Origin of the sequence: Citrobacter sp. RHBSTW-00881, assembly GCF_013728515.1 — a bacterium.
Taxonomy (GTDB): Bacteria; Pseudomonadota; Gammaproteobacteria; order Enterobacterales; family Enterobacteriaceae; genus Citrobacter; species Citrobacter braakii.
Window position 1 is genome coordinate 4,410,002 of sequence record NZ_CP056269.1, and the last position, 14,499, is coordinate 4,424,500.

Below are 14,499 nucleotides of genomic sequence, written 5' to 3' on the forward strand. Positions count from 1 at the left end.
GCATGACGATCAGCGAAAACCACATGATTCTCTGACCACCAGCGCAGGTGGCAGAATAATGCGTTTCGGAGGTTCGTCATTTCCCTGAATGCGACTATAAAGTAGCTCCCCAGCCTTGCGACCTATCTCTTTTGCGGCCACCGACACGGTGGTGAGCGCAGGTTGTACCAGCGCCGCTTCGGTGATGTCATCGAACCCCACCAGCGCAAAATCGCGCCCTGGTTCACGCCCCATTTTGCGTAATGCCTGCATAACCCCAAGCGCCACAATATCCTGATAACAAACGGCGGCGGTAATTTCCGGGAACCGCATAAGAAGCGACTCTGCCACTTTTGCGCCGTCAATCTGGCTGGCCTGCGTCGCCACTATCCATTGCGGATTCGGCGATATTCCCTGCTCCAGCAACGTGCTGGTGAATCCACCGATACGCTGTGCCCGGCTCCCGGAACTTGGGCTACCACCGATAAACGCAATATTCTTATGCCCCATTTTGACTAAATGGGTGGTGGCCATTTGCGTACCGAGAAAGTTATCGGTTCCCACAAAATCAAAATCAGGATCGCTAAGAGGGCGAACCACCATGATGGCGGGAATATTGCGCCTTTTCAGCGCCTCGAAGAAGGAGGTCGGTGTTTCGCGCGCCGCGCAGAGCACCATGCCGCAGGCATTATTGCGCATCAACGAGTCGACAAATTTTTGCTGCCTTTCTCCTGACTCTTCACTGTTTGCCAGAAACAGAAGCAGGTCATGCCGCTCCATCTCATGGCTTAGCCCTGCAGTCATCTCACCGTAAAAAGGGTTAGTGATATCGTGTAACAACAATCCGACCTGATTACTGCTTCGGTTACGCAGGTTAGCGGCGGTTTGATTATAAACGTAGCCGGCATCGTCCAGCGCTTTGAGCACCCTGTCACGTGTGGCCTGAGAAATGCGCCCCCGGTTACGCAACACCATTGAAACGGTTGCCGTGGAGACTCCCGCGCGTTCAGCAACCTGCGCCAGCGTGACTGTAGTCATGACCTCTCCTGTTTATTTCGAAGGTTAATCGAATAACCGAAATATTGCCTTTTTACGTGTGATTCACATCACGCTAACGTGCATTTCACCGCACTGGATTCTGATTATGGCGGGTTAATCGCGTTAACCACACTATGAAAATAAGGTTAATCGATTAATCTTAAATAAGCCAACACGGAGACAGAATATGCGTACAACCTATAATAAATTCCCTGAGGTTAACGTTCAGGGCTATGACAACCACGCCTGGCAGGGTTGGTCGTCAATTCATTCAGTGCTTAACACCAGGGTTTCTACCGCCGCCAAAACCGTATTGATCGTGGATTGCTATCCGGGCGTGCGGCTTGACGAGCTGGAGCAACAGCTTGTTACGACATTAGATACCGCACTGGTGCTAAATATTGAATCCGCCCGCCGCGATGAGCAGGCCCTGCATGATTTACTGGCGCGTAACCTTACCGACGATCGCGTATTCGGCGTTCTCTCCTGTCATCACCTGGATGAATTTTTTGATAGCGACAAACTCAGCCAACTCCGCCAACAGATTGATGCCGTTACCTCAGGGCTGGTTGTCGTGTACGGCTCAGGCGCTGCGCTGGCACACCCTGGTGACGTACTGGTTTATGCCGATCTTCCGCGCTGGGAAATTCAACAGCGTATGCGTCATAACGGGCTGGGTAACTGGGGTGCAAAAAACCAGGATGAAGATATTCTTCGTCGTTACAAACGTGCTTTTTTCATTGAATGGCGGGTATTCGACAAACACAAAACGCCGTTACTCAAACGCGCCGATTATTTGCTCGATACCACAGTAGAAAATAGTCCCGCGATGGTCAGCGGCGACGCGTTACGCGCCGGTCTGCAACAAACCACCGAACAACCGTTTCGCGTTGCCCCTTTCTTTGACCCAGGTGTCTGGGGCGGGCAATGGATGAAACAACGCTTCGATCTCGATCCCTCAGCCCCCAATTACGCGTGGTGTTTTGATTGCGTGCCCGAGGAAAACAGCCTGTTACTGCGTTTTGGCAACGTGCGGATCGAGATCCCCTCTCAGGATCTGGTGCTGACCTGTCCCCGCCCCCTGCTGGGTGAAAAAGTTCACGCGCGCTTTGGCGCGGAATTCCCGATCCGTTTTGACTTCCTCGACACTATTGGCGGCCAGAATTTGAGCTTTCAGGTTCATCCGCTCACTGAGTACATTCAACAGCAGTTTGGTATGCACTATACCCAGGATGAGAGCTATTACATTCTCGAAGCCGAGCCGGACGCCGTGGTGTATCTCGGGACCAAAACCGGGATCGCACCGCAGGATATGCTCGACGACCTCCGGGCCGCGGGTCGTGGCGAAAAAACCTTTGATGATGAACGATTCGTTAACCAGATCCCCGCACATAAACACGATCACTTCCTGATCCCCGCCGGAACCGTACACTGCTCGGGTGCAGGAACCATGGTGCTGGAGATCAGTGCAACGCCCTATATCTTCACCTTCAAGCTGTGGGATTGGGGCCGCTTAGGGTTAGACGGCTTACCGCGTCCGGTGCATCTGGATCACGGTCAGCAGGTTATTGACTGGCAGCGCGACACGCAATGGGTGCACGACAACCTCGTCAACCGTATTGAACCCCTGGCTGAAGGAGAGGGTTGGCGGGAAGAAAGAACCGGAATGCACGAACGCGAATTTATCGAAACGCGTCGCCATTGGTTTACGGCACCGGTCACTCACCATACCCATGGCGGCGTCAACGTCCTGAACCTGGTCGAAGGTGCGCAGGCCGTTGTTGAAAGCCCGAGCGGCGCGTTTCCCCCGTTTGTCGTCAACTATGCAGAGACCTTTATCATCCCTGCCGCCGTCGGAGAATATCGTATTTCACCGTTTGGCAAAGGCGTCGGTCAACAGCTCGCCACGATTAAAGCCTGGGTTAGAGGATAAGCGCATGATTAACGTAATTGTTGCCACCCATGGTCCCCTGGCGGATGCGCTTCTCGCCAGCGGTCGTATGGTTTATGGAGAATTACCGCATGTTTACCCCGTCACGCTGAGTGAACAGGCAGGTATCGAAGGGTTTAAAGCGACGTTCTCTCAGGTTCTCACCAGTGCCGGAAAAGACGCTGACGGCGTACTGGTGCTGTGTGACATGCAAAGCGGTACGCCGTGGAATGTCGCCTGCCATCATGCTTTTTCTTCACAAACGGTTCCTCCCGTTGCCGTCGTAGCGGGGGTCAATTTCCCGATGCTGTTACAAAGCGAGGAGATTTGCCATTTAACGGATGTTCACGCCGCAGCCGTCGAGCTGTTGGCGCTGACGATACCCACGCTGATTAAAGCCGCCCCGGTTTTATCCGTTCAGTCCGACGATTTTTAAAGGAAAACACTATGAGTATTTCTTTTGTACGTATCGATGACCGCGTAATCCATGGGCAGCTCGTGACACGTTGGGCCAAAGAGCTGCCCTGTGATGGGATCGTCGCTATAGACGACGCCGTCGCGGCCGACCCTTTGCTCTCTTCGGTGATGAAAGGCGCCGTTCAGGACACCAAAGTTTGGTTGTTTGATACGGCCACCGCGATTGAAAAATTGCCAAAAGTCATTGCCAGCGAGAAACGTTATTTCGTCATTGGCAAATCACCCGTCACGCTCAAACGCATTGAAGAAGCAGGTATCAGCCTGAAAAATGCCAACGGCAAGATTAATGTGGGTCCGATGAGCGCGCGTGCTGATACCACAACCATCGGCCCGAATCAGTCGGTCAACGGGGATGAAATTGCCGCCTTTGACTGGCTGACGCAACATGGGCACCTGGTTGAGTTTCGCCTGGTTCCTGATGCCAGTTGCTACAGCTGGCAGGACGCACGTCAGAAGCTGAAATAAGGAGCGCACGATGATTATCGAAGCTACGTTGATTGGCATACTTTGCTATCTCGGCGCCCTCAGCAGTCCCTGGCTTCTGGGGCTGACCGGCGGCTGGTATCTGATCACCCGCCCGCTGATTTCCGGAATGCTGGTCGGGATAATTCTTGGCGACATTAAAACCGGGATCATGATTGGCGTCGCGGTTCAGGCGGTGTATATCGCGATGGTAACGCCTGGCGGTTCGATGCCGGCCGATCTCAACTTTGTCGCTTACCCCGCAATCGCCCTAGGGATCCTTTCAGGAAAAGGCCCCGAGGTCGCGGTCGCGCTGGCTGCGACCATCGGTATCGCCGGAACCATTTTGTTTAACGCGATGATGGTACTGAACTCTTTCTGGAATCACCGGGCAGATGTGGCGCTGGAACGGGGTGACGAACGCGGTATTTACCTGAACAGCGCCATCTGGCCACAGGTGACAAACTTTGTCCTGCGTTTTGTACCGACTTTTATTGCGGTTTACTTCGGCGCGCAATACATCAGCGGTTTTATGGACAGCTTGCCGAAAATAGTTCTGTCAACGATGAACGTACTGGGCGGCATTTTACCCGCCGTCGGGATCGCGATTTTGCTAAAGCAGATCATCAAAAACTACACCATGCTGATCTACTTCCTCGTCGGTTTTGTCTGCATCGTATTTTTAAAACTCAACATGGTCGCGCTGGTGATCGTCGGTTCGCTGTTGGCGTTGATCCATTACAACTACAAACCGGAACCGCCGCAGGCCGCGAATGCAAAGTCGGTAGCCGATGATGAGGAGGATGAATTCTGATGGAAGAACGTACACTTACGCGTAAAGATCTTCGCCGCTGCTGGCGCGCATGGATGATGCACAACTTGTCATCGATGAGTTTTGAACGTCTGGAATCTTTTGGCTTTTGTTTGAGTATGCTTCCGGTGGCGAAAAAGCTCTATCCCGACGCAGCCCAACGTACTGAAATGCTGCGCCGTCATGCCTCATTCTATAATACGGAACCCCAGATAGGCGCGATCGTAAACGGCATGGTGCTGGGGCTGGAGGAGAAAAAAGCGAACGGTGAGCCGATCGATGGGGAGACCATCAATACCCTGAAGGTTGGCCTGATGGGCCCTATTGCCGGGATCGGCGATTCAATGATCCCTGGCATGCTGATCCCTATCCTGCTCAGCATCGGCATGGCCCTGGCGGCCGGCGGTAACATTCTCGGGCCGCTGTTTTATACCGTTGCCTGGCTGGCCATCATCATTCCCGGTTCGTGGTTCTTGTTCCTGAAAGGCTACAAAATGGGTTCTGGCTCGGTGGAAATGCTGGTGAGCAGCAAGTCTGCCCGTCTGCGTGAAGCGTTATCGCTGCTGGGTGTGTTTGTCATGGGGGGCGTGGCGGCCAGCTACGTTAAACTTGGCACCGGACTGGAGTTTATTACCAAAGATGGGGTGAATATCCATGTTCAACAGATGCTGGACGGTATCTTCCCGCAGTTACTGCCGCTGATTGTGGTGCTTGGTACCTGGTATCTGATGGCCAAGCGCGGTGTGTCACCAGTGAAAGCGATGATTTTACTGTTGATACTGGCCGCCCTCGGCGTCGCCACGGGCCTGTTTGCGGGATAACACACAGAAAACGGTACAACCGGGGCTATGCCCTAATGTCAGTCAGTTAAGCATTATGGAGAACATGTGATTTCGGCTCAGGGTTCCGTTCACCTCAGTGGTATCACTTTTCTGAAGCGCAGATACCCGTGAACGTGCAAGAGAGGCTCACCGCCGCCTCCCTTGCATCCCAGGCTCCCGGCGGGAAAATCGTCGCTACGCGATTCATTCGTCTTATGCCGTCTGCCTGTCGGGCCGGGGCCGAGCCTGCGTCCCTGCAGGCCGTCCCCTCTGCCCGCATCCCTGCGGGCAAACCCGGTCAGCCGTCAACGCCTCATCGATTTTCAGCCGGAACGGGGTCATCGCTGCAACGCACTGACTTCCAGTTAACTCTGTTTTGCTGTTCAGATAAAAAAACGCAGGTGGTCAGGTGTGAGCTGGTCCGGCTGAAAATTGCCGACGTGTTTCCGTAAGGCCGGGAGAACCCGCAGGGATGCGGGTTCAGGGCGCGTTTTGCAGGGACGCTGCCTCGCGCCCGGCCCGGTAGCCTGGAGGAATAAACGGAGGGGACCGCGGAGCGGCAATTTTCCCGCCGGGAGCCGGGATTGTTAAGGGTACGGCGATAGTACCCTTAACACGTTCACAGGTCGTATTGTCTCAGAGAAGTGATATCACTAAGGTGAACGTAGCAATACGCCGGAGGCAACAGATTCATTACCTCCGTAGGGCCACTCATCATCGTTAACTGACAAGCATTAGGGCTATACCCCGGTTTTTTTATGGATGAAAGTTTTGCCATAGCTCGGGGTGCTTGTCCGGGCGTGAGATAAATTGGAAACGTGCCGGGTCCTCGATGAATTGTTGATAAACAGGTGCGGAGGTAATCGAGAATTCCGTATATTGTCTGGGCGTAACGGCCTGCAGTCGTCCAGGGATGTAACGCGGATTATGCTGCCAGATAACGTTGTTGCCCTGCAACAGCGGATACCATGCCAGTCCTTTATGCGCACGCACGGCGTCGTACTCAAAACCATATTCACGATCGCACCACGCGCCAAAGGTTAACGGTACATCCGGGTCTGCGGATATAGTCGCATGCCCCCAACCGGGTGGTACCAACACTTTCTCACCGGGTCCGGCAATTACAGCAAAACAGCGGCCTGGGTCGTCCTCAACATATTCCTGCATATAAATGATCGCTTTTCCCTGCCAGATTTCATAAAGCTCCGGCGGAGACCAGCCGCTGTGCTGACTAATACGATGAATATGTCCCTGACTACGCACCGGCTCTTCTCCCAGCCGTCCCGCCGCATAGGTGACCACGCCAAACAACAGCATCCGCTTTTTCAACTCTTCTCGATCCTGCATTCGCGCCACATCCATCGCTATGGCATACACCTCTTGCGGCCCTTCACAGTGCGGATCGCGCAGCGAGGCGCGAATCTGGTCGAGTTGACGAATCTCCGGCATCGGCCCGGTAACCTCATCCCCATAGCTAAAACCAAGCGGGTGATGATGGACCGTCATATCCAGGCCGTAAGCATGCGCTAAGTCACCCATTCTGTACCTCCTTCGCCTGAACCGTCTTATTTTCCTCAAAGACCCTTATTCTGAAGCCACTGGCGAGCGCTGCATAATCATGACCCGCAATCCCTGGCCATACGGCGAGCGCCGACAGAACCTCTTCCCCGGTGTTGATTAACCGATGCGCGGTAAAGCCGGGGATAATGTGGACAGATCCCGCGAATACTTTTTCCAGCCTCGCGTCGCCCTGCTCAGTTTGCAACAGCAGCAAACCGGTGCCACGCAGACCAAAATAGACTTCCCCCTGTTCGCGGCGCGCATGGAAATGCCCGCGGGTCATAAAATACTCACAGCCGACCCGGCCAGGGTAAAGATGGGTAACGCCGGTGTAGAGTTCACCTTCAGCGGGAGACGTATCCAGCATCTCAACGTCATACACGACCTGCTCGCCAGTCAGCTGTTGACGGGCGTGTTCATCGGCAAAAACGTCTGGAAGATCCTCAATACGGGTGGATTTACGCAATAACAGGCCATCAGCTAAAGCGCCGCTTGCCCACGCCACCTGCGGTGGCTGGATAAAAGAAAGGTTCATATGTGTCTCCGGCCCGAGGAGAACAACAGGATCAGATTAGCAGATTAATCGATTAACCTGCTATCGCTATCTGCATATTGCGGGCCGGATCACAACCTCAAGGTGCCAGCGTCAGTACCTCTGCCACCCACTGCTGGAACCCCTCAACATCCAGCCCCAGCGCGACCAGGGCATTTGCCGGATGCCCTAAACGTCCTTCAATGTCCACCACCGTCGTACCCGAGGTATATTCACCCTGGGTTTCAACCGCCACGAAGCACGGCTGCAGGGTAAACAGTTCCGGGCGCACCAGCCAGGCAATAGCGCACAGGTCGTGCATTCGTAGCCCCGTATTCATACTGCCGCTACGGTAATGGCTAAACAGCGCGTGCAGCATTTTTCCCGTCTGGTTAAGCTGCGGCAACGTCGCCAGATAGTCAGGGGTGAGCATGGCCTGATTAGTGACATCCAGCCCACACATCACAATCTCCAGCCCGCTCTGGAAGACTTTTGCGGCGGCCTCGGGATCAATAGCAATATTAAACTCGGCGTTTGGCGTGAAGTTCCCGCGCCCGGCAGAACCGCCCATAATCACCAGACGGTGAATGTTGAATATGCATTCAGGATAATGAGTCAGCAGCAGCGCAGTGTTGGTCAGGGGGCCAATTGCCACCAGCGTCACAGGCTGCGGGGCATGCATCAACGCATCGCGAATGGCCTGGAAGGCAGGTTTTGCCATCACCTGGCGGTCATGTTCGACAAATTCATACCCTTCCATACCTGATTCACCGTGTACGGAAGCGGCATCTCGCAGCGGTCTCACCAGCGGCATCGATGCCCCCTGCGCCAGCGGAATATCGGCATTCCAGAAGTGCAGCAGTTGCAAGGCATTACGGGTGGTTTTTTCCACCGACACATTACCTGCTACCGTGGTCATCAGTTGCAGATCCAGCTCAGGGGCAAACAGCGCGGCGGCAATAGCGGCAGCATCATCAATGCCGGGATCGGTATCAAGAATGATCGGTAAGCGCATGGTTTCTCCATAAAAAAATGCCAGACGTTAAGTCTGGCATCTTCTCATAATCGTAACCGGAAAGACTTACTCTACTTCACGAACATCCACACGCAGCTCTTTCGGTACTTCGAAAACGATGTTTTCTTCACGCCCTGCCAGCGGAATAGCTTCCCCACCGCCAAGCTCCTGCAGGCGAGCAATCACGTTTTGCACCAGGATATCAGGCGCCGAGGCACCGGCCGTCACGCCCACGCACCTGGCTTCTTTCACCCACGCTTCCTGGATATCGGTCGCATCGTCAATCAGATACGCCGCTTTCCCCATTCGTTGGGCCAGTTCAGCCAGACGGTTGGAGTTAGAAGAGTTTTTCGAGCCGACCACCAGCACAACATCCGCCTGCTCTGCCAGCGCACGGACCGCTTCCTGACGGTTGGTCGTGGCATAACAGATATCGTCTTTGCGCGGCCCGACAATTTTCGGGAAACGGCTTCGTAACGCGTCAATGACGTCAGAGGTGTCATCAACGGAGAGAGTGGTCTGCGTCATGAAGGACAATTTGCCTTCATTTTTTACATTCAGTTTCAGCACATCTTCAGGTGATTCGACCAGATACATTCCCCCCTGCGGGTTACTGTACTGGCCCATCGTGCCTTCAACTTCCGGATGCCCGGCGTGACCAATTAAAATTGACTCTTCACCGCGACGGCTGGCGCGGGCGACTTCCATATGCACTTTCGTTACCAGCGGGCAGGTCGCATCAAAAACCGTGAGGTCGCGGCCTTTGGCTTCGTTACGCACCGCCTGAGACACACCATGAGCGGAGAAAATCAGGATCGCGCCATCCGGTACTTCGCTGATTTGCTCAATAAAAATAGCGCCGCGCTCGCGCAGGCTATCCACCACATAGCGGTTATGCACCACTTCATGACGGACATAAATCGGTGCGCCGTAAATAGCCAGCGCGTTTTCCACAATGCTGATAGCGCGGTCTACGCCAGCGCAAAAACCGCGCGGGTTGGCCAACAGGATCTGCATTTTACGCCTCCAGTGCCGGTTCGACTTCCAGCACTTCAATATCAAAATGAACGGTATGCCCGGCCAGCGGATGGTTGAAATCAACCGTGATCGAGTCACCATTGATTTCGCGGATCACACCAGGCATCTCACTGCCGTCCATTGCGGTAAAGAGCATGATAGCGCCAATTTCTGGCTCGCCCGCGTCCATAAATTCCCGACGCGAGAAATACTGAATTAAGTCCGGGCTGGACACGCCGAAGGCGGCATCCGGCTCCAGAGCAAAAGTGGTTTTATCACCTTCTTTTAACCCCAGCAGGTGTTGTTCCAGTCCTTCAGACAGAGAACCGTCGCCCAGGCGAAACAGCGCAGGCTTGCCGTTATTGCGGGTTGACTCTGCGGTGGAGCCATCGTCGAGCTTAAGGGTGAAGTGCACCAGCACCGCACTGTTACTCTGTACTGATTTAGACATGCAGGTTGCTCTTTAAAATTGCTGCCGCCTGTTTGCCCGATAGCGCTACGCTTACCGGGCCCACAAGAATCGCAGTATATTGTAGGCCGGATTAGCATAGCGCCATCCGGCATTTTTTATGCGGCTTTTTTCTCTTTCGACGGTAAGAAGCCTTCGAGGACAATCAATGCTGCACCGATACAGATCGCCGTATCAGCAAGGTTGAATGTCGCGAAATGCCAGTCACCGACGTAAAAGTCAATCATATCAACCACGAAGCCGTGCCACAGGCGGTCGAACAGGTTGCCCAGCGCACCGCCAATGATTAACGCATACGCGATGTTGTTTAGCTTCTGCGTCGCCTTCGAGCGATACATCATCACCATCAGGATAACGCAGATACCAATGGCGATACCGGCAAAGAACCAACGTTGCCAGCCACCGCTGTCGGCTAAGAAGCTAAACGCCGCACCATAGTTACGCGCGTAGTGCAGATTAAGCGACGGGAACAGCGACACCGTATCCCCCAGAGCAAAGTTCTGGAGGATCAGGTATTTGCTGCCTAAATCGATAATCAGCACGACTACCACCAGCCACAGCCAGCGTAGTCCTGTTGAACATAGAGGCTTACTCATCAGGCAAACTTACGTTGTTCGCCATCACCGGCGATGTTGCTGACACAGCGTCCGCAGATATCTGCATGTTCCGCCACCTGGCCGACATCGGTAGTGTAATGCCAGCAGCGCGGACATTTCTCACCTTCGGCTTTGCTCAGTACGATTTTCAGACCTTTGAGCAGTTCGCTCTGCTGAGCATCAGCAGGAGCCGCTGCATAATCCGCAACCGTCGCACCGGAGGTCAGCAGAACAAAGCGCAACTCTTCGCCCAGCGCGGTCAGTTTCGCCGCCAGTTCTGGTTCAGCGTACAGAGTAACCGCCGCTTCCAGCGAACCACCGACTTTCTTATCCGCACGCGCCTGCTCGATGACCTTGTTCACTTCGCCGCGCACTTTCAGCAACTCGTCCCAGTAGGCGTCATTCATCGCTTCGGTTTCGCCTAAGCCAAACAGACCTTCGTACCATTCACCGGTAAAGACGTACTTCTCACGATCGCCCGGCAGGTAACCCCAGATTTCATCAGCAGTGAAGGACATGATCGGCGCCATCCAGCGTACCAGTGCTTCTGCAATATGGAACAGCGCAGTCTGGCAACTACGACGCGCCACGCTGTCCGCTTTCGCGGTGTACTGACGGTCTTTGATGATGTCGAGGTAGAACGAACCCATTTCTACGGAGCAGAAGCGCATCAGGCGCTGTACTACTTCGTGGAAGTCATAGGCTTCATAAGCTTTCAGGATCTCTTCCTGCGCAGCTTGCGCACAACCTACCGCCCAGCGATCCAGCACCACCATCTCTTCCGGTTTCACCATATCTTTTACCGGATCGAACCCGTTCAGGTTCGCCAGCAGGAAGCGCGCGGTGTTACGGATACGACGATAGCTGTCGGCAGCACGTTTCAGGATTTCGTCAGAAACGGCCATTTCGCCGGTATAGTCGGTAGAAGCGACCCACAGACGCAGAATATCCGCGCCCAGTTTGTTCATTACGTCCTGCGGGCTTACGGTGTTACCGATAGACTTGGACATTTTACGACCCTGACCATCAACGGTGAAACCGTGGGTCAGTACCTGACGGTATGGCGCTTTGCCCTTCATTGCAGTGGAGATCATCAGAGAAGACATGAACCAGCCGCGGTGCTGGTCAGAACCTTCCAGATACATATCTGCCGCATGGCCTGCAAACTCAGGACGCACGTCCACAACGGATGAGTGGGTTGAACCGGAGTCGAACCACACGTCCAGCGTATCCGGGACTTTGACATACTGGTCAGCTTCATCGCCGAGGATATCTTTCGGATCGAGATCCCACCACGCCTGGATGCCGTCAACTTCAACGCGTTTGGCCACTTCTTCCATCAGTTCGATAGCACGCGGATGCAGCTCTTCGGTGTCTTTGTGAACAAACAGAGACATCGGCACCCCCCACGTACGCTGACGGGAGATACACCAGTCAGGACGGTTGGCAACCATCGATTCAATACGTGCCTGGCCCCAATCCGGGATCCATTGCACGCCTTTGATCTCTTTTAGCGACTGCGCGCGCAGACCTTTCTGATCCATGCTGACGAACCACTGCGGAGTCGCACGGAAGATGATCGGCGATTTGTGGCGCCAGCAGCACGGGTAGCTGTGCTGCATCTTCTCAACGTGCAGCAGAGCGCCTTTATCGCTCAGCAGCGCAACGATTTTGTCGTTGGCTTTAAAGACGTTCACACCGTCCAGATCCGGATAGGTACCCGCCAGATATGCGCCGTCCGGGCCAACCGGGTTAGCGATTTCCAGACCGTATTTCTGGCTAATGACGTAGTCATCCGGACCGTGGCCGCCGGCGGTATGGACCGCACCAGTACCCGCATCCAGCGTAACGTGATCGCCAAGAATAGCCGGCACGTCAAAGCCCATAAACGGATGGGTAAAGCGCAGCAGTTCCAGCTCGGCGCCTTTTACGGTGCCCAGAATAGTGTATTCAGCCGCACCAATACGCTGCATGACGCTTTCAACCAGATCCTTCGCCAGAATCACAGCCTGCCCGTCAATCTGCACCAGCGCATAGTCAAAATCAGGCGCCAGAGAGATTGCGCGGTTCGCCGGTAACGTCCACGGGGTGGTAGTCCAGATAACCAGTGAGATCGGGCCATTGACGTCAGAAACGCCAAATTTCGCTTTTACCGCGTCCTGATCGGCGGCCTGGAACGCAACGTCGATGGACGGGGAGGTTTTGTCATAATACTCAACTTCCGCTTCCGCCAGCGCGGAACGGCAATCAACGCACCAGTGCACCGGCTTCGCACCTTTGTGCAGGTGACCGTTGCCGATGATTTTACCCAGCGCACGAATGATGTTGGCTTCAGTTTTGAAGTCCATGGTCAGGTACGGATGCGACCAGTCGCCCAGCACGCCAAGACGGATAAAGTCTTTACGCTGACCGTCAACCTGCGTCGCTGCATATTCACGGCATTTGGCGCGGAACTCAGCGGCGGTGAACTTCTCGCCCGGCTTGCCGTATTCCTGCTCTACTTTCAGCTCGATAGGCAGACCGTGGCAGTCCCAGCCCGGAACGTAAGGCGAGTCGAATCCCGTGAGTCCTTTGGACTTCACGATAATGTCTTTCAGAATCTTGTTAACCGAGTGACCAATATGAATGCTGCCATTCGCATAAGGAGGGCCATCATGCAGAATGAAGGTTTTTTTGCCTTTTTTGGCCGCACGAATGATGCCGTACAGGTCATCATCAGTCCAACGCGCCAGCATTCCCGGTTCACGCTTGGCGAGATCGCCGCGCATCGGGAACCCTGTTTCCGGCAAATTCAGGGTTGATTTATAGTCACTCATCAGATTCTCGGTTCCGTATTTAAAACTCGTATAGGCATTAAGCCGGTTTTGTTAGCCCAAAAAATTCACGGGCAGTCAACTCATCACGCGCAATCTGCGCTTTTAGTTCATCCAGCGAGGCAAATCGCTGTTCGCTGCGTATTTTTTTACGCAGTACTACATCTATATGGCGACCATACAGGTCCATTACAACGTCCAATAGATGCACTTCCAACTGTTGGCGTACGCCTGCTACCGTCGGGCGTGTGCCGATGTTGGCGACGCCGGGGAAAGGTTTGTCACCCAGCCCCATTACTTCAACCGCATAAACCCCTTTCACCGGAGAAACCTGGCGACGAAGCGGTAAGTTTGCCGTCGGAAAACCGATAGTGCGCCCTAACTCGTCACCGTGAACTACGCGTCCTGAGATAGTAAAAGGATGCCCAAGCAGGCTTTCGGCCAGTTGCAGGTTATCTTCCGCCAGCGCCTGACGTACCGCGGTGCTGCTGATGCGCACACCGCCTTCACAGAAAGTTTGGGTGCTGGTGATATCAAAACCATACTCAGCGCCCGCTTCCTGTAATAACAAGAAATCGCCCGCACGGCTAGCGCCAAAGCGGAAATCATCACCAACGGCAAGAAATTGTACACCAAGGCGCTTCACCAGCAGATCGCTGATGAAGGTCTGCGCCGTTAATGCCGCGAAGCGCCTGTCAAAACGCACGCACAGCACGTAATCAACGCCGCACTCCGCCAGATAACGCAGTTTTTCCCGCAGGCGGGTGAGGCGCGCAGGTGACTTGTCCGTCGCAAACAGCTCCAGCGGCTGCGGCTCGAAAATCATCACCATCACCGGTAAATTGCGTTTGCGCCCTTCTTCCCGTAAGCCCTGCAGCAACGCACGATGGCCACGGTGCACGCCGTCGAAATTACCAATAGTCAGCACACACCCATGCGGGGCCTGACTGAGATTATGTATGCCTCGTATCAGCTTCAT

15 protein-coding genes are annotated in these 14,499 nt (G+C 54.4%); 6 read left to right on the top strand and 9 right to left on the bottom strand.

Translation table 11 applies throughout. The features are described from left to right. Nucleotides 1-9 precede the first annotated feature (9 nt). Nucleotides 10-1,017, bottom strand: coding sequence for a LacI family DNA-binding transcriptional regulator (locus HV311_RS21265; RefSeq protein ID WP_016151647.1), 1,008 nt, complete (start codon nt 1,015-1,017; stop codon nt 10-12). Between the two features lie 187 nt (nt 1,018-1,204). On the opposite strand from HV311_RS21265, the gene HV311_RS21270 reads away from it, so the two are divergent. The 6 genes from HV311_RS21270 (at nt 1,205) to HV311_RS21295 (ending at nt 5,970) form a co-directional block, all read left to right on the top strand. Further along, nucleotides 1,205-2,950, top strand: a complete 1,746-nt coding sequence (locus HV311_RS21270) for a class I mannose-6-phosphate isomerase (protein WP_191220435.1) — start codon at nt 1,205-1,207, stop codon at nt 2,948-2,950. A gap of 4 nt (nt 2,951-2,954) precedes the next feature. Continuing rightward, complete coding sequence (locus HV311_RS21275) at nt 2,955-3,383, top strand: PTS sugar transporter subunit IIA (protein WP_016155663.1); 429 nt, start codon at nt 2,955-2,957, stop codon at nt 3,381-3,383. An 11-nt stretch (nt 3,384-3,394) separates the two neighbouring features. Beyond that, on the top strand, nt 3,395-3,889 hold the full coding sequence (locus tag HV311_RS21280) for a PTS system mannose/fructose/N-acetylgalactosamine-transporter subunit IIB (RefSeq protein WP_003837349.1): 495 nt from the start codon (nt 3,395-3,397) through the stop codon (nt 3,887-3,889). Between the two features lie 10 nt (nt 3,890-3,899). Next, nucleotides 3,900-4,700: a PTS mannose/fructose/sorbose/N-acetylgalactosamine transporter subunit IIC gene (locus HV311_RS21285; RefSeq protein ID WP_046276031.1), complete on the top strand. Its 801-nt coding sequence runs from the start codon at nt 3,900-3,902 to the stop codon at nt 4,698-4,700. Then, nucleotides 4,700-5,518: a PTS system mannose/fructose/sorbose family transporter subunit IID gene (locus tag HV311_RS21290; protein ID WP_016151643.1), complete on the top strand. Its 819-nt coding sequence runs from the start codon at nt 4,700-4,702 to the stop codon at nt 5,516-5,518. Before HV311_RS21285 ends, HV311_RS21290 begins: the two co-directional genes overlap by 1 nt. A 128-nt stretch (nt 5,519-5,646) precedes the next feature. Beyond that, complete coding sequence (locus HV311_RS21295; RefSeq protein ID WP_155398672.1) at nt 5,647-5,970, top strand: hypothetical protein; 324 nt, start codon at nt 5,647-5,649, stop codon at nt 5,968-5,970. Nucleotides 5,971-6,274: 304 nt separating this feature from the next. Here the strand turns inward: HV311_RS21295 and HV311_RS21300 are convergent, their stop codons facing one another. From HV311_RS21300 to ribF, 8 genes are all read right to left on the bottom strand, one after another. Further along, complete coding sequence (locus tag HV311_RS21300; protein ID WP_191220436.1) at nt 6,275-7,057, bottom strand: glucose-6-phosphate isomerase family protein; 783 nt, start codon at nt 7,055-7,057, stop codon at nt 6,275-6,277. Beyond that, nucleotides 7,050-7,613 (bottom strand): glucose-6-phosphate isomerase family protein, encoded by a 564-nt coding sequence (locus HV311_RS21305; RefSeq protein ID WP_016155660.1) that lies wholly within the window; start codon nt 7,611-7,613, stop codon nt 7,050-7,052. Before HV311_RS21305 ends, HV311_RS21300 begins: the two co-directional genes overlap by 8 nt. Nucleotides 7,614-7,710: 97 nt before the next feature. Continuing rightward, nucleotides 7,711-8,625, bottom strand: coding sequence for a ribonucleoside hydrolase RihC (rihC, locus tag HV311_RS21310; RefSeq protein ID WP_191220437.1), 915 nt, complete (start codon nt 8,623-8,625; stop codon nt 7,711-7,713). A 66-nt stretch (nt 8,626-8,691) separates the two neighbouring features. Next, entirely contained in the window at nt 8,692-9,642 is a 951-nt protein-coding gene (ispH, locus tag HV311_RS21315; RefSeq protein WP_016155658.1) for a 4-hydroxy-3-methylbut-2-enyl diphosphate reductase, read from the bottom strand. Between the two features lies 1 nt (nt 9,643). Continuing rightward, nucleotides 9,644-10,093 (bottom strand): FKBP-type peptidyl-prolyl cis-trans isomerase, encoded by a 450-nt coding sequence (fkpB, locus tag HV311_RS21320; RefSeq protein WP_003018929.1) that lies wholly within the window; start codon nt 10,091-10,093, stop codon nt 9,644-9,646. Between the two features lie 116 nt (nt 10,094-10,209). Further along, entirely contained in the window at nt 10,210-10,707 is a 498-nt protein-coding gene (lspA, locus tag HV311_RS21325) for a signal peptidase II (protein ID WP_003018932.1), read from the bottom strand. Further along, a complete protein-coding gene (gene ileS, locus HV311_RS21330; RefSeq protein WP_191220438.1) occupies nt 10,707-13,523 on the bottom strand; it encodes an isoleucine--tRNA ligase in 2,817 nt (938 codons plus the stop codon). The genes lspA and ileS overlap by 1 nt, the downstream gene beginning before the upstream one ends. Before the next feature lie 37 nt (nt 13,524-13,560). Continuing rightward, the gene (gene ribF / locus HV311_RS21335; protein WP_016155656.1) at nt 13,561-14,499 is read right to left on the bottom strand and encodes a bifunctional riboflavin kinase/FAD synthetase; all 939 of its coding nucleotides are present in this window, start codon (nt 14,497-14,499) and stop codon (nt 13,561-13,563) included.